Below are 16368 nucleotides of genomic sequence, written 5' to 3' on the forward strand. Positions count from 1 at the left end.
CAAGTGAACCTGACTGATAGCCGACGCCACTCCCGCACGAGACGTGCGAGCGAGTGTCGTGGCCCATACAAATAAGTGCCGCTGGTGAGCTCCACTGGATATTGTATCCACAGGCCTGCTCCGCGGCGATTTCGCAAAACCGAGAGAGAGTTTTGAATAGTTGCCACCATCAAAGTTACACAATTTTTGGCTACCCATAGCACAAATTGTTTCAGTTCGGCATAAATTTACGCCAGAATCATAAAAATATAAATGGGGTAAGCGAGTCTGTTGTGGTGTGTCATGACAGGCGATAACAGCCAATCTTGGGCACGACGTACCTTCCTGAAAGCGACCGGTGCAGTTGGCGCTGCAGCAGCGGTGACGGGCATCACCGCCGCGACACCCGGCCGCTCTCCAGGACCGAAAGAGAACGAACTCCTCGTCGGGATCTCGGCGTCGACCAGTATGTCGACGGCGGAGGCCGACATCATGGACGCCGTTCCTGCCAACGCCAAGGTGTCGCACCGCAACGACAACCTCGGCTACATGGCCGTCGAACTCCCAGACCAGGCATCGGCGCAGGCCAACTCCGCCGTGGCATCGGCGATGAAGAACAAGCCGGGCGTGAAGTACGTCGAGAAGAACACGACGCACCACGCGCTCGCGACGCCGAACGACCCGGACTTCGGTGACCAGTACGCCCCGCAGCAGGTCCGCGCGCCCTCCGCGTGGGACACGACGCTGGGCGACTCGTCGGTCACCATCGCTGTGGTCGACCAGGGCGTCATGTACGACCACCCCGACCTCTCCGCGCAGTTCGGCTCCGACAAAGGGCAGGACTTCGTCGACTCTGACTCCGACCCGTACCCGGACTCGATGGCAGACGAGTACCACGGGACCCACGTCGCCGGCATCGCAGCCGGTACGACTGGCAACAACGAGGGCATCGCAGGTATGTCCAACTCGTCGCTCCTCTCTGGGCGGGCACTCAGTGAGGAGGGCAGCGGTTCCACCGCAGACATCGCAGACGCCGTCGAGTGGGCAGCGGACCAGGGCGCGGACATCGTCAACATGTCCCTCGGTGGCGGTGGCTACACGAACACGATGAAGAACGCCGTCTCGTACGCGGCCAACAACGGCGTCACCATCATCTGTGCGTCCGGTAACGACGGCGCGAGTTCGGTCTCGTACCCGGCCGCCTACGACGAGTGTATCGCCGTGGGTGCGGTCGACGAGAACGAGAACCTCGCGAGTTTCTCCAACTACGGGAGCAAGCAGGGCGTCGTCGCCCCGGGTGTCGACATCCTCTCCGCGTGGACCGAGAACGTCTCGCAGTACGGCGGGTACTACAACAAGATCTCCGGCACGTCGATGGCGTGCCCGGCAGCGGCCGGCGTCGCGGCACTCGGTCTCGCCGCGAACCCCAGCTGGTCGAACACGCAGCTTCGCTCGAAGCTGAAGGAGACGGCCGTCGACATCGGCCTCTCGTCGAACCAGCAGGGTTCGGGCCGCGTCGACGCGCTCAACCTCGTCAACGCCGGCGGCGGCGGTGGCGGCAACTCGTCCCCGACCGTCGACATCAGCGCGTCCTCGGCGACCATCACGGTCGGCGACGACGTGACCTTCGACGGTACCGGCTCGTCTGACTCCGACGGCTCCATCAGTTCCTACTCGTGGAACTTCGGCGACGGCGCGACGGCCTCCGGGTCGACCGCGACGCACGCCTACGCCAGCGCGGGCGACTACACCGTCTCACTGACCGTGACCGACGACGACGGCGCGTCCTCTTCGGACACCGTCTCGGTCACCGTCGAGTCCAGCGGTGGCGGCGGCTCCTGTGGCGACACGGAGAGTGGCGGCTCCGCCGACGGCTACCTGTACGGCTACTACGACTCCGCGTCGTACACCTACACGATGGACCTCGCGAACCCGTGCCAGGCCACGGTGTCGCTGTCCGGTCCGTCGGGCGCTGACTTCGACCTGTACGTGACGACCGACGGCCGCACGCCGTCGACGTACGACTACGACAAGCGCTCCATCACGCAGGACAGCCAAGAACAGATCATCCTCGACGACATCGATGCCGGCCAGAGTATCGGCATCCTCGTCGACTCCTACTCCGGCTCGGGCAACTTCACGGTGTCCGTCGAAGAGCTCGGGCAGTAAGTTCGTCGCACGCGCGACGATTTCCCCGTCACACGCGAATCGGAATCGATAGACTCGTCATCTGGGGTTCACGCTCCCACTTCGCGCTTTTTTGCGGTGTGTACTGTATCAGTGAGTGCTAGCTGCTGCTGGCAGTGTTCACGCTCGGGAGGCAGGTCAGGAGGCGGTACCGAGGGACACTGCTCGCTGCGACGAGCAGACCACGAATCACGACGGTACATACCGCGGCCACATCCTCCCCAACCGATTCGTCACTTGGCTCACTCCGTTCGCCTCGCTCCTCATCCCTCGTGGGAACGAGTTCCCACTTGTTGTGGGCGAGTGCTTCGCACTCGCAGCATCCCACAAATCTGTGATTTGTGAGGACCCTGTTCGCAGGCTCACGGCGACCTCGCGCGATTTCGGCTCGCAGGCCTCACGTTCGTTCGGCCATGCTCACGGGTCGCTCCGCTTCCCGTTCGCACCGAGGCGACTGCGTCGCCTTGCACCGCTCGCCAGCGCGCGCCAGAATGACTGCGCCGAGTGGCGTCGCAACCCAGAAAATTCCCTGCCTGACAGCCTATTCGTCCAAGACCATCGCATCGTTCGCGGCGTTTTGAAGCGCGTCGGAGCGGCCGTACTCACCGGGCGCGATGGCGATGGTTCGCAGGCCGTGGCGGCCCGCGGTCTCTAACACGGGCTTGAAGTCGGTGTCGCGCGAGGCGATGGCCAGCGCGTCGATGGATTCGAGGACGGCGGCTTCGGTCGCGTCGATGGCGAGTTTCACGTCGACGTCGCCGCTGGTGACGACGACTTCGTAGCCGCGTGCTTCTGCCGCCTGGATGAGCCCCGGCGTCGCGTGTTCGTCGAGGTACAGGCGCGTCACGGCGAGGTCGCCCTCGCGCTTTGCGGCCTCGCGCACGTCGTCTAAGTCCACGTCGAACTCGTCGCGCAGCACGTTGGGGCCGTCGACGAACAGGCCGATTCGGGGTCTGGGGTACGGTTCGGTGCCCGGGAGGAGCCGTCGAAACCGGTCGTTCATTGGCCGGAGTTGCGCGCTGACGGGGAAAGCCGTGGCGGTTTCCGTCGTCGTCGGGGCACGGACACTGACCGTGGACGCCGAGCGAACTCGTGTCGCTCGGCTGTGAAAGCTGTTCTCACGGTTGGCGTGACCGAGGCCCAAAGTCAGGGAAGTGACGACGACGGCGTGCCATCGCCCCAGTGAGAAAACATGATTTCGAGGATACAAACGCCACGACACCAAAATTCAGTTTGGTAGCTAACTAAAATTAGTAGGTAAAAATAGATAAATTTAAGCCCAGTGGTCGTGTCGTGACGTATCGTATCATGGCAGAAGATAGCAGCACTGACTGGGGGCGGCGAACCTTCCTGAAGGCGGCTGGGGCCGCTGGCACGGCAGCAGCACTCGCGGGCATCACGTCGGCACAGCCGGGTCGGGCACCGGGCACGAAGGAAGACGAGATTCTCGTGGGCATCACGAACTCCGCAAGCGTCGCGAGCGTCGCGACGGAGGCGCAGGACGACGACTACCTGCCGCAGGGCGCGTCGGTCGTCCACCGGAACGAGGAACTGGGCTACATGGCGGTCAAACTGCCAGAGGTCTCGATGCAGGCGAAAGAGAACGCGAAGTCGTCGATGGAGCGCCATCCGAAGGTCAAGTACGCGGAGGACAACCACACGGTTCACGCGCTCGCGACGCCGAACGACTCGCGCTTCGGCGACCAGTACGCACCGCAACTCGTCAACGCGCCGCAGGCGTGGGACACGACGCTCGGCAGTGACGACGTGACCATCGCGGTCATCGACCAGGGTGTCAAGTACGACCACCCGGACCTCGTGGACCGGTTCGGCTCGAACAAGGGCTACGACTTCGTCGACGACGATTCGGACCCGTACCCGGACTCGATGGCGGACGAGTACCACGGCACCCACGTCGCCGGCATCGCCGCCGCGACGACGAACAACGGCGACGGCATCGCGGGCATGTCCAACTCCTCGCTCCTCTCCGGGCGCGCGCTCAGTGAGGAGGGCAGCGGTTCCTCCGCGGACATCGCAGACGCAGTCCAGTGGGCCGCGGACCAGAACGCCGACATCATCAACATGTCCCTCGGTGGCGGTGGCTTCAACCAGACGATGAAGAACGCGGTGAGCTACGCCGCGAACGCGGGCGTCACACTCATTTGTGCAGCCGGCAACGACGGCTCTGGCTCGGTCTCGTATCCGGCGGCCTACGACGAGTGTATCGCTATCGGTGCCATCGACGAGAACGAGAATCTCGCGAACTTCTCGCAGTACGGGCCGAAACTGGAACTCGTCGCCCCCGGTGTCGACGTGCTCTCGTGCTGGACCGACCAGCCCTACCGCAAGATTTCGGGCACCTCGATGGCGACGCCCGCCGCGGCCGGTGTCGCAGCGCTCGGCCTCGCCGCCCACCCCGAGTGGTCGAACACCGAACTCCGGAACAAGCTGAAGGAGACGGCCGTCGACATCGGCCTCTCCGAGAACAAGCAGGGCTCGGGCCGCGTCGACGCGCTCAACCTCGTCAACGCTGGCTCGAACCCCGACCCGGACCCGCCGGAAAACGAGGCACCTGTCGTCGACCTCTCGGCCAGCGCGGTCGCCGTGCAGGTCGGACAGGACGTCACGTTCGACGGCTCCGGGTCGTCCGACAGTGACGGCTCCATCGCCAGCCACCAGTGGACGTTCGGCGACGGCGCGTCGGCCTCGGGCGCACAGGTCTCGCACGCGTACGCGAGCGCAGGTGAGTTCACCGCGACCCTGACCGTCACGGACGACGACGGCGCGTCTTCCTCGGATTCGGTCGCCATCACGGTCACCGAGGCCGGCGGCTCCTGTGGTGACGCCTCCTCGGGCGGTTCCGCCGACGGGTACCTGTACGGCTACTACGACTCCGACCGCTACACGTACTCGCTGGACCTCGACGAGCCGTGTCAGGTCACCATCTCGCTCGAAGGCGGCTACTGGTCAGACTTCGACCTGTTCGTGACGACCGACGGCCGCACGCCGTCGTCGTACGACTACGACAAGCGCTCCATCACGCAGGACAGCAACGAGCAGGTCGTCCTCGACGACGTGTCGCCCGGACAGCAGTTGGGCGTCCTCGTCGATTCCTACTCCGGCTCGGGTAGCTACACGGTGTCCGTCGAAGAACTGGGTCGGTAATCGCTCGGCTCCGCGCGCCATCGGGACCGACGAGCGTTTCTACACACTATTTCCTAATTTTTCCCCGATACTACTAGCAAGAATAATGTGTCCTTGGTTGGCAAACGTTGCCTTTAAGCATCTGAAAGATATCGCCATTGGAAATTGCATATGTCCATCACCGATAGCACAAATTTTATACACCTCCATCCAGTCAGCCAAATCGTCTCATGGCAGACGATGACAACCGCGGACTTGGCCGTCGTGATTTCGTAAAAGCAACCGGTGCAGCAGCGGGCGCAGCCGCCCTCGGTGGTGTCGTGAGTGCGACACCTGGACGCAAACCCGGCGCGAAAGAAGACGAAGTTCTCGTCGGGGTTTCGGCGAGCGTCGCCGACCGCAAGGCGAAAGTGCTCGACGCCGTCCCGGGCAAGGCAGAGATCGTCCACGAGAACGACAAACTCAGCTACGTCGCGGTGAAGTTCCCGAGCGAGGCCTCGGACGTGGCCCGCGAGAACTTCATCTCGACCGTGACGAAGAAAGACGGCGTGAAGTACGCCGAGAAGAACGAGACGCACACCACGATGCTCTCGCCGAACGACCCGCAGTTCGGCGACCAGTACGCCCCACAGCAGGTCCGTTCGGACCAAGCGTGGGACGAGACTCTCGGTGACTCGTCGGTCACCATCGCAGTGGTCGACACGGGCGCACAGTACGACCACCCGGACCTCGCGGGCAACTACAAGTCGAACCCCGGCAAGGACTTCGCCGACGACGACTCCGACCCGTATCCGGACGTCCCGAGCGACGAGTACCACGGTACGCACGTTTCCGGCTGTGCGGCCGCAGTCGTCGACAACGGCACGGGCGTCTCGGGTCAGGGCAATTCCTCGCTCATCAACGGCCGCGCGCTCGACGAGGGCGGCAGCGGTTCGACGGCCGACATCGCGGACGCGGTCCAGTGGGCTGCGGACCAGGGCGCGGACGTCATCAACATGAGCCTCGGCGGCGGTGGCTACACGTCCACGATGAAGAACGCCGTGAGCTACGCACAGAACAACGGCTCGCTCATCATCTGTGCAGCCGGGAACAACGGTTCCGGCTCGGTCTCGTACCCGGCGGCATACAGCGAGTGTATGGCGGTCTCCGCGGTCGACTCCAACGAGAACCTCGCCAGCTTCTCGCAGTACGGTAGCTCGGTCGAAATCTGTGCGCCCGGCGTCGACGTCCTCTCGACGACGACGGAGACCCGTGGCAGCTACGAGAAGCTCTCGGGCACGTCGATGGCGACCCCAGTCACCTCCGGTGTCGCTGGGCTCACGCTCGCGAAGTGGTCGAGCCTCGCGAACAACGAACTCCGTACGCACCTGAAGAACACGGCAAAGGACATCGGTCTCTCCTCGGACCAGCAAGGTAGCGGACAGGTCGACGCCTACGCCGCAGTCACGACCGAACCAGGCAGCGGTGGCGGCGGTGACGACCCCGACGACCCCGGCAGCGGTGACTCGACGACCGAGACGGTCAGCGGGTCGCTCTCGGGCTACTGGGACTACGACGACTACTCGTGGTCGTGGACCTACAGCTCCCCGAGCCAGATCAAGATCGAACTCTCCGGCCCGTCGAGTGCTGACTTCGACCTCTTCGTCAACGAGGGCACGACGACCGCGGCCAGCCCGTCGAACTACGACTACTCCTCGACGAGCACCAACAGTCAGGAGACGGTCACCATCGACAACCCCGACACGTCCACCGACCTCCAGATCGACGTGGACTCCTACTCCGGGTCGGGCAGCTACGACCTGACCATCACGGAGTACCAGTAACGACCGCGAACAGCTGCATCCCCTACCAGCTGGAACAGCCTGTCACCACCCATGCACCCGGGCGGTCTCACAGTCCGTCCAACCGTCTACCGCTCCATTTTCGCTGCCTCTCCGGCAGCCGCTTTCTTTAATTCTTTATGCAGGGGTCGTGTTGCCCCCCACATGAGCAAACCGCACATCCTCATCCTCGGCGCACCCGGGGCCGGTAAGGGCACACAGTCGAAGCACATCGTCGAGACGTTCGGCGTCGAACACGTCACGACCGGTGACGCGCTTCGCGGGAACAAGGACATGGACATCAGCGACATGGACACCGAGTACGACACGCCCCGCGAGTACATGGAGCAGGGCGACCTCGTCCCCGACGCAGTGGTCAACGCTATCGTCGAAGAGGCGCTCTCGTCGGCGGACGGCTACGTGCTCGACGGCTACCCGCGCAACCTCGACCAGGCCGAGGAACTCGCCGGGATGACCGACCTCGACGTGATTCTCCACCTCGACGTCGACCGTAGCGAACTCATGGACCGGCTCACCGGCCGCCGCGTCTGCGAGGAATGCGGGACGAACTTCCACGTGAAGTACAACCAGCCCGAGACCGAGGGCGTCTGTGACGAGTGTGGCGGTGACCTCCACCACCGCGACGACGACACCGAGGACGCGGTCGCCAACCGCCTCGACGTGTTCGAGGAGAACACCGTCCCGGTCATCGAGTACTACGAGGGCGACGACGCGTTCGTCGCAGTCGACGGGAATCAGGCCCCTGACGCCGTTTGGGCGGACGTCCGCGAGGCCATCGAGTCGAAGGCGCAGTAACAACGTTTGTAACCGACGGTTCCCTACTCAAATCAAATGGCTCGGACAGCGAAGGACGTCGCATCCTTCCTCGACGACAACCCGGAACTCGCCACTGCGCTCTCTGTCGTGATGGACGTGAGCGACGACGGTGACGAGACAGTCGAGTGGAAAGACGTCAAAGACGAAGGTGGAATCGACAGCGGCGCGTGGGGCCGGCTCATCCAGACGGACATGCTCGTCGAGCGCGACGACGGGTTCGCCGTCAGAGACCCCGACGCCGTGCGCGAGGCACTGGACGACGACCTGACGATTAGTTCGTCGCCGCCGACGACCTCGTCAGACACTGGCGATTCCAGTTGGCGAACCGAAGACAAACTGGCTGGCGTGGTCGCCCTCGCAATGATGGCTGGCTACTACGTCAACTCCATCCGCAACGCCGTCGGCGAGGTGATGAACATCGTGTTCCAGCCACTGGACAGCGTGTTGCCGTTCTACGCCGTCATCCTCGCCATCGCGCTCATCACTGGCCTGTACTCGACGCTGCTGCGCGCCATAATGGTCGACCAGAGCAAGATCAAGGGCGTCCAGCAGAAGATGCAGGACCTCACCGAGCGCGAGAAAGCCGCCAAAGAGCGCGACGACGACGCCGCACTGGAGAAGATTCAGGAAGAGAAGATGGCCGCACTGGGGGACCAGGGCGAGATGATGAAGGAGAACTTCCGCCCCATGGCGTGGATCATGCTCCTCACCATCCCCGCGTTCCTCTGGATGTACTGGATGATCCTCGACGGCCACGTCTCCGCCGCGGAGACCACGATGGTCCTGCCCATCTTCGGCGAGCACGAGTGGATGGGTGGCGCGCTCGGACCGATGCCGGCGTGGATCGTCTGGTACTTCGTCTGCTCGATGGGGTTCAACCAGCTCATCATGAAGACGCTCGACCTCGACGCGACGCCGACGTAAGGCGTTCCTTCGGCCGTTCTTCTGCGTTTTCTGACTGCAACCGCGAGTGACAAGCTTTGTATTCGGTGGTTTCTAAGCCGTGTCCAGATGACCTGGACAGCCGACGACGCGACGTCGTTCCTCAAAGACCACCCCGACATGGTCGAGCCACTCACCGTCGTCGTGGACGAGAGCAACGGCGGCGAGCGGCCCATCGAGTGGAAGGACGTCAAAGACGAAGACGGGATGGACAGCGGCGCGTGGGGGCGGCTCATCCAGACCGATGCGCTCGAAGAGCGCGAGAACGGCTTCGCACTGACCGACGCTGATGCGGTGGAGGAGGCGCTCGAACGGAACCGCACCGCAAGCAGCGAACCGACGGTAGACGACGAGGGCGACGACGACGCCGACGACTCCAGTTGGCGTACCGCCGACAAGGTCGCTGGACTGGTGTCGCTGACGCTGATGACCGGCTACTACTTCGAACCGATTCGCGACACGGTCGGGAGCACCATCGACGTAGTGTTCCAGCCGCTGAACGCCGTGATGCCCTTCTACGCCGTCATCCTCGCCATCGCGCTCGTCACCGGTCTGTACACGACGCTGTTGCAGGCGAACATGGTCGACCAGAGCAAAATAAAGGGCGTCCAGCAGAAGATGCAAGACCTGACGAAGCGCGAGAAGGCCGCCAAAGAGCGTGACGACGAGGCTGCACTCGAGAAGATTCAGGAAGAGAAGATGGCCGCACTGGGTGACCAGGGCGAGATGATGAAGGAGAACTTCCGCCCCATGGCGTGGATCATGCTCCTCACCATCCCCGCGTTCCTCTGGATGTACTGGATGATTCGCGATGGCCACCTCGACACGGCCGTCGAGGGAAGCTTCATCGTGCCTATCTTCGGCGAGCACGGCTGGCGAGACCCGCTCGTCGGACCGATGCCGGCGTGGATCGTCTGGTACTTCCTCTGTTCGATGGGGTTCAACCAGTTGCTCCGCAAGACGCTCGACATGGACGCGACGCCGACGTAAGCGCGACAGTGACGGCCAGTCGTGGGCCAGTCGAAGTCACAATTCCTTTTACCGCGACCGACCGAGCAGAGGTATGTTACTGACCGTCTCCGGCCCGCCCGGCTGTGGTACGAGCACCACCGCGAAGGGACTGGCCGACGCGCTCGACCTCGACCACGTCTCCGGCGGCGACATCTTCCGTGAACTCGCCGCCGAGCGCGACCTCTCGCTCGCCGAGTTCAACGAACTCGCGGAGGAGGACGACCAGATCGACCGCGACCTCGATCGACGACTGCGCGAAATCGCGGTCGAACGCGACGGCGTGGTCCTCGAATCCCGACTCGCGGGCTGGCTCGCTGGCGACGAGGCTGACTTCCGCTTCTGGCTCGACGCCCCGCTCGCAGTTCGTGGCGAGCGTATCGCCGACCGCGAGGAGAAATCGGGCGAGCAGGCCGCAGAGGAGACCGAAACTCGTGAAGCCAGCGAGGCGACGCGGTACAAGGACTACTACGGCATCGACATCGGCGACCTCTCCATCTACGACGTGTGTCTGAACACCGCCCGCTGGGACGCAGACACTGTCGTCGACCTGCTCGTCGACTGCGTCGAAGCACACGACCCCGCGACGGACGAAGGAACCTACCCCGTCGCCGTCGACTACGAGTTCTGAGATGAGTCTGCGCGCACCGCCAGACGACCGCTCGCCGGAAGAACTGCTGGAGTTCGGCGTCGTCAACCTCGACAAACCGCCCGGGCCGTCGGCCCATCAGGTCGCGGCGTGGATTCGCGACGAAGTCGGTGTCGACCAGGCGGCCCACTCGGGCACGCTCGACCCGAAAGTCACCGGCTGTCTGCCAGTCTTGCTCGGCGACGCGACCCGCATGGCACAGGTGTTCCTCGAAGGCGCGAAGGAGTACGTCACCGTGCTCGAAATGCACGGCACCCCGCCCTCGGACCTCGACGCGACCGTCGCCGAGTTCGAGGCACCGCTGTACCAGAAGCCGCCGCGAAAGAGCGCCGTCTCCCGGCGACTCCGCGTGCGCGAAGTGTACGACCTCGACCTGCTCGAAGTCTCGGGGCGGCAAGCCCTGCTCGACGTGCGTTGTGAGTCCGGCACCTACATCCGCAAGCTGTGTCACGACATCGGGCTGGCGACCGGGACCGGCGGCCACATGGGCCACCTTCGGCGCACTGCGACCGACCCCTTCAACGACTCGACGCTACACACGCTCGAAGACCTCTGGGACGGCCTCGCGTTCTACCGCGAGGATGGCGACGACTCGTGGCTCCGCGACGTGGTCCTGCCCGCCGAGCGCGCCCTCGAACACATCCCGCAGGTGACTATCGCCCCCAGCGCGGCCGAACAGGTCGCCAACGGCGCACCCGTCTACGCCCCCGGCGTCATCGAGGCCGACGACGCCGAGCAGGGCGACCTCGTCGCCTGCTTCGCACCGCAAGGCAGCGCAGTCTGTCTCGGTACCCTCGTCGGCGACCCCGACGCCGACGCCGGTGAAGTCGTCGCACTGGAGCGCGTGCTCGTCTAAGTGCGGTACGCGCGGTCGTGGCATACGGCCCTCGAAACGACACCCTTAAACGGCAGACGGCTATTGGTTCACATGCACCCTGGGACCGTGGGGTAGTGGTATCCTCTGCGGATGGGGTCCGTAGGACCCGAGTTCAATTCTCGGCGGTCCCACTTCCGATTATCTAAGTGCCTAAATCCGAGAGTCTTAGGTACTCAACGAGCCAAAATTCTCAATTCTGAGCGGTGCAACTATCTTGGGGGTGAAGCATGATTCCGGGCGGCGTTCTCGCCCCCGGAACCGACGAACTCGAACGTCGGTACGAAGCGGCCGATGGCTGCATTGCCGCGGTCGCTCAGCACTACGAAGCCGACTACCGGACCGTCCGTCACTGGCTCATTCGCGCTGGCGTTCACGAACCGCGTAGCGACGGTCGCGCAGAACGACTCGCCGACCAACTCGCAGACACCGACTGGGACGACCTCGTCGGAGGTGACGACTGATGTCCGGGAGTTCCCACCCCGGCTGGGACCCCGACAGCGAGAGCATCCATTTCGCGGACCTCTTCGCCAGCGTCGAGCGCGGAATCGTCCTTGCTGTCCCGTTCGGCAGCCGCCCGCTCACTGCTTACACGCGCTCGATGGGGCGTGACCAGTACGACGTCCTGCTCGTCAACGAGCACAGCGCTCTCTGCTGGCGCGAGACCTGGCCGAAGCAAGAGACGAAGCGGTACTTCGAACAGAAGGTCGAGAAGGCTGAGTCCGTCCACCTCGACAAGTACCGCGACCTCTGGCCAAGTCGCTACCAGCGCGGAGGTGGTTCGCGATGAGTACGGACGCCACTGGGCCCGTCGCTCGCAACAAGCAGGCCGGCTCGAACGCCGAAAACGCCTGTGCCGCCCGCTACCCGCCGCTCCACCTCGTCCCTGATGAGGTCTCCGAGCACTACGACGCGATTCTCACCTCCGTCCTGTACCCACGGCCAGACCTCCGATTCGTCAGCGTATGCGTCCTCGAACCCGGAACCCGCGTCGAAATCAAGAGCGCAGTCGTCCGTCTATCGAGCGGACGGCGCGGAAAGTTCTACCTCCGACCGAACCAGCACAAGTTCCTCGTCGAGGCGAACGCTGCATATCTCTTCGCAGTCTGTGAAGGCGCGGATACCGAGCGCAACATCGTCGCCGCGAAAATCGTCCCAGCCCGCACTCTCGATTACTTCCTCGACGAGAGGCGCTGGCTCGACGGCGGCGAAGGTCGCAGTGACTACGCACAGATAGCCTGGAGTCGCATCTTCGACCCCACGGAGGTCGAACGATGAGAGCCCGCCTGCTCCTCGCAGTCGCGCTCCTCGTCGGAACGCCCACCGCGCTTTTCCTGTGGGTGGTGCTCGGATGAGCCAGACGACTTCGAGCCCGCACGAACTCGAAGGGTACCTCAAGTACCCACAGTACGGGCTCGGACCATACTGGATGCTGGCTAGCGCCATCGTCGGCCGCTTCGACGGTTACGCCGAGTTCTCAACGGAGATCGACGGCGAAACGTGGGACATTCAGTGCAACTACTCGAAGACCGGAATCGCACCACGACCCACAGACAACGTCAGCGGCGATGTGCTCTACTCGTGGGACATCACCTGTCGCGGCGAAGGAGAACGCAAGTTCACACCGATGATAGAGCCGCGCTTCCACGGGATGCGACACCGCGATACCGGTGAGCCACTGGGATTCGGTAAACGCTGGTGGCAGCGATTCGGCTGCGAGGGCGTCGATGTCGAGCTAAAAGCCAGCAACGTCGACCCCAGCGAAGTCCCGAAGCTCCTCCACGGCGTCGTCAACGCGGTCGCGCAGAAAGCCGGCCTCTCGATGAAATCGAGCTACTTCCGCGACGAACCACACCCGCAGCACTCGCGCGTCACCGCGTACGAGCGCTACATCCGCATCCGGCGCTCGATGGCGTCGAAGCTCCTCGCCAGCGGCACCATGATGAAAGTCATGCACCTGCTCGCGAACCGCGAAGGCTCGAAGGCCGAGTACAAAGCGGACAACGAGAAGGTCGAGGGCTATATGCACAGACTCTGGGTCGGCCCGACCGACGCACGCGAACTGATTCCCCGCCACCGCTACGGCTTCCAGTTCAAGCACTACCACCCGAAGCACGTCCACAGCGACCCGACGGACCCGCTGTACCATCCGAAGGTCGGCGTACTCATCAACCAGCAACGGAACGGTGGCAACCCCATCACCTGGGCGGACCTCGACGACGCCGAGCAGGAAATCGAGGAGAATCTGCTGAACTTCCTCGCCTGGGGGAACGTGCCGACTGAACCCGACGCGACGACGTTCATCGCTGACGACCACTTCGAGCCGACGGCTCGCGACGACCGCATCGCGATGTACGACGACCCGACGCCACAGATCGAGGCCGAACAGGAACACATCCTCGTCACCTCACTTCGGGACATGACCGACGCGGACGTCGATGTCCTGGAGCAACTCGTCACGGACGGTGGCGGCCAGCACTACACCGAGATTTCAGAGGGAACCGGCCGCGGCGTCAGCACGATCTACCGCGCGCTCCAGCGACTCAGTGCTGTCCTCGACAACGAGAATGGCACCGTCTCGTTCGCCTCGCGCAAGTTCCACGACGAACTCAAGGCCATCCTCGAATCGGCCGAGCACCACGTGAAGAACGCTGCTGACCGAGCGGCGAAGATTCTCGGGATGGACGCACGACAGGCGTCGAGCAGCGCGTTCCAGCTCTGGCTGAACAAGTACGGCGCTGAGGTCGAGGTCGACGACGACGGGAGTGTCCAGACTGTCCGAATCGACACGATGCTCTCGCAGTTCAAGTCCACGAACAACCCGCGTATCGACGACGTGCTCGCCGAGGGACGGACGGCGTGGCACAAGAGCGGGTACGACGTTGTCGACCTCTACGGCTCAACGGTCATCGCGAAGGTCGACGGCGAGAAGACCAGCGGGGTGTTCGGCGCGCTCACCGGGTAACGCGCCGACGGCTGAGAGGCATCTCTTTTCTGCACCTTCTTTTCAACAACCCAGATTGTGGCTGTTTGCGTTCAGTACGACTGTAGTTGTTTTACGGCCCCTCCGGTTCCAGTGGAGTTCCTCGACCTCGACGAGCCCACCGGCTCCGTTCCCGCCCACCGGGAACATCCCCTTGGACAGTGTGGCCAAGGCCACAAGGCCAAAAAAATACACAACCCCGCCCCTACCTCCGTAGTCACCGCTCCAGATGAAACAGATGAAGTTGTGGTCTCTCTTTGTGTGAGTGCGGACTACTACTTTCGCCCTGTTCTCGTGTAGTCTTTAGCCGAATTGAACAGCGTTGGTTGACAGGAGTAGGTTCATTACACCACGCCCTCATGCGACAGTCATGTTGTATGATGTTACAATCCTCCGATCACGGATCAGGGGCAAGTTCCGGGACCCGAACCGGAGATTTTCGGGGACCAGAAGCACCGGCCAGCTAGGAATTGTCCTTGTCGGTGAATAATGAAGAGCGAACGAACACTCTCGAAAGAGATTCTATCGCTCCTTATCTTCCTAACCGTGATTGCAGTGGGTGTGTTATTAGTCGTGTTCTCATTTTCTAATGGGACGATATCTGCAGATCTTGCAAGAATTTTGATTGTCGCGGTTAGTACGCTCTCAAATGTGGTTCTTGTGTCAGCCTATGTTGTCACGCTTATCCAACAACGAAAGCACTCCCAACGTGATCGGGAACGAGAGGTGCAGCGAGATATCTTAGCCGACATTGTTTCTGCATCAGTACAAATCATCGAGAACAACCAAGGGAAGATATTGAGTCCACGAAGCAACAAATTCCTCGGGAATGGTGCAGGTAGACTCGAATTGCTCACACTCGAATTCACGTTTGAAAAGATTCCGTATTTCGTACAATCTCGTGAGAGAGACTGGAAGGGCTATTATGAATATTTTCAGGAAGAGCACCCGATTGCGTTCCAGAGAATGCGATACCATGATGAATTACTCGTAGAACTCCTGAAAGCTGAGATGGCTCTCTTAGAAGAGATTTACTCCATGGGCATAGATGAACAAAAGTTGAAAGAGCATGAAGAACACGACGAATTTTCTATTAAGAAGTCACTGATTGTGGCGATCCGAGAGATTCGCCTGCGTCCCTCCTTCATCCAAGACGAATTTGAAGAAGACATTGAGGATAATTTCGTACATTCGTTAATTGAACAGGAACTCAAAGATGAATTCCGAGAGTATTCAGAGTTACAAGGTAGGTACTATGACACTGCAGATCTCGCTAAGGATGCAGTACTTGATGTTGAATTAGATATTAAACAAGAGTATGGCATTTCGAGGAGAGATTACGAAGTCGGCGAAACCATGTGAGTCTGATTATCTGAGCAAGAAGTATCGAAAGGGGACCCAGGAATCAAAATTCGGCCAAATTATTTTTATTCGGGTATGTCACTCTGATTATTGACTCCTATGACAAAACCTGATACGCGACCAAATTCTGGCAACAGTTCATTTGACACAGCCGAGTTCTTTAAAGAATGGTCACCGTTGTTTGCTATCTCCGGCGTCTTTGCAGGATTAGCAATATATATCTCAAAGATACCTGTTCCAGATGAAGGGAGTATTGAGCTTATTTCCAAGGCAGGTTTTGTATCTTCATTTTTAATTTCATTATTGGTCTTGTACATGATATATGGGAAAATGGCAGAACAGGCCGGTTCGTTCCACCAATTGCTCCACGAACATACGTACTTAGATAATCTATCTCTATTTCTATTCACTTCACTGACTCTCGTTCTTGTCACCTCACTCTCTAATTTACTACTTATTCAACAAGATGTATTCTTCATGATCCTTTTACTAGTCTTCACCTTCGTAGTGGTCGCATTCACCCTCCGATTCTTAGGATTCCTTAGTGACACTATCCCATCGAACCCAATAGTTCGAATCCCGA

At 61.6% G+C, this 16368-nt stretch carries 15 protein-coding genes and 1 tRNA gene; 14 read left to right on the forward strand and 2 right to left on the reverse strand.

Going from position 1 to position 16368, the window contains the following annotated elements:
- The first annotated feature begins 282 nt into the window (after positions 1-282).
- A complete protein-coding gene (locus tag ACSC1P_RS06220) occupies positions 283-2148 on the forward strand; it encodes a S8 family serine peptidase (RefSeq protein WP_435359268.1) in 1866 nt (621 codons plus the stop codon).
- A 559-nt stretch (positions 2149-2707) separates the two neighbouring features.
- On the opposite strand, the gene ACSC1P_RS06225 is transcribed toward ACSC1P_RS06220, so the two are convergent.
- A complete protein-coding gene (locus tag ACSC1P_RS06225) occupies positions 2708-3169 on the reverse strand; it encodes an NYN domain-containing protein (protein ID WP_435359269.1) in 462 nt (153 codons plus the stop codon).
- Positions 3170-3474: 305 nt separating this feature from the next.
- On the opposite strand from ACSC1P_RS06225, the gene ACSC1P_RS06230 reads away from it, so the two are divergent.
- From ACSC1P_RS06230 to ACSC1P_RS06290, 13 genes are all read left to right on the forward strand, one after another.
- Positions 3475-5331 carry a S8 family serine peptidase gene (locus ACSC1P_RS06230; protein WP_435359270.1) on the forward strand — a complete coding sequence of 619 codons (1857 nt, stop codon included), beginning with the start codon at positions 3475-3477 and terminating at the stop codon, positions 5329-5331.
- 209 nt (positions 5332-5540) lie between these two features.
- On the forward strand, positions 5541-7133 hold the full coding sequence (locus ACSC1P_RS06235) for a S8 family peptidase (protein ID WP_435359271.1): 1593 nt from the start codon (positions 5541-5543) through the stop codon (positions 7131-7133).
- Positions 7134-7295: 162 nt separating this feature from the next.
- A complete protein-coding gene (locus ACSC1P_RS06240) occupies positions 7296-7946 on the forward strand; it encodes an adenylate kinase (protein ID WP_435359272.1) in 651 nt (216 codons plus the stop codon).
- Positions 7947-7982: 36 nt separating this feature from the next.
- Positions 7983-8891 (forward strand): DUF106 domain-containing protein, encoded by a 909-nt coding sequence (locus ACSC1P_RS06245; protein WP_435359273.1) that lies wholly within the window; start codon positions 7983-7985, stop codon positions 8889-8891.
- 87 nt (positions 8892-8978) lie between these two features.
- Positions 8979-9899: a DUF106 domain-containing protein gene (locus tag ACSC1P_RS06250; RefSeq protein ID WP_435359274.1), complete on the forward strand. Its 921-nt coding sequence runs from the start codon at positions 8979-8981 to the stop codon at positions 9897-9899.
- A gap of 73 nt (positions 9900-9972) precedes the next feature.
- On the forward strand, positions 9973-10548 hold the full coding sequence (gene cmk, locus ACSC1P_RS06255) for a (d)CMP kinase (protein ID WP_435359275.1): 576 nt from the start codon (positions 9973-9975) through the stop codon (positions 10546-10548).
- Position 10549: 1 nt separating this feature from the next.
- A complete protein-coding gene (locus tag ACSC1P_RS06260) occupies positions 10550-11422 on the forward strand; it encodes an RNA-guided pseudouridylation complex pseudouridine synthase subunit Cbf5 (RefSeq protein WP_435359276.1) in 873 nt (290 codons plus the stop codon).
- Between the two features lie 81 nt (positions 11423-11503).
- A tRNA-Pro gene (locus ACSC1P_RS06265) sits at positions 11504-11574 on the forward strand.
- 96 nt (positions 11575-11670) lie between these two features.
- Positions 11671-11904: a hypothetical protein gene (locus ACSC1P_RS06270; protein WP_435359277.1), complete on the forward strand. Its 234-nt coding sequence runs from the start codon at positions 11671-11673 to the stop codon at positions 11902-11904.
- Entirely contained in the window at positions 11904-12230 is a 327-nt protein-coding gene (locus tag ACSC1P_RS06275) for a hypothetical protein (protein ID WP_435359278.1), read from the forward strand. Before ACSC1P_RS06270 ends, ACSC1P_RS06275 begins: the two co-directional genes overlap by 1 nt.
- The gene (locus ACSC1P_RS06280; RefSeq protein ID WP_435359279.1) at positions 12227-12718 is read left to right on the forward strand and encodes a PD-(D/E)XK family putative nuclease; all 492 of its coding nucleotides are present in this window, start codon (positions 12227-12229) and stop codon (positions 12716-12718) included. The genes ACSC1P_RS06275 and ACSC1P_RS06280 overlap by 4 nt, the downstream gene beginning before the upstream one ends.
- Before the next feature lie 73 nt (positions 12719-12791).
- Positions 12792-14405, forward strand: coding sequence for a DUF7845 domain-containing protein (locus ACSC1P_RS06285; protein WP_435359280.1), 1614 nt, complete (start codon positions 12792-12794; stop codon positions 14403-14405).
- A 507-nt stretch (positions 14406-14912) separates the two neighbouring features.
- The gene (locus ACSC1P_RS06290; RefSeq protein WP_435359281.1) at positions 14913-15785 is read left to right on the forward strand and encodes a hypothetical protein; all 873 of its coding nucleotides are present in this window, start codon (positions 14913-14915) and stop codon (positions 15783-15785) included.
- Positions 15786-15850: 65 nt separating this feature from the next.
- Here ACSC1P_RS06290 and ACSC1P_RS06295 read toward each other — a convergent pair whose 3' ends face one another.
- Positions 15851-16219, reverse strand: a complete 369-nt coding sequence (locus ACSC1P_RS06295; protein ID WP_435359282.1) for a hypothetical protein — start codon at positions 16217-16219, stop codon at positions 15851-15853.
- Between the last annotated feature and the right edge of the window lie 149 nt (positions 16220-16368).

This window comes from Haloarchaeobius caseinilyticus (assembly GCF_051207395.1).
In the GTDB taxonomy this organism is placed as follows: Archaea; Halobacteriota; Halobacteria; order Halobacteriales; family Natrialbaceae; genus Haloarchaeobius.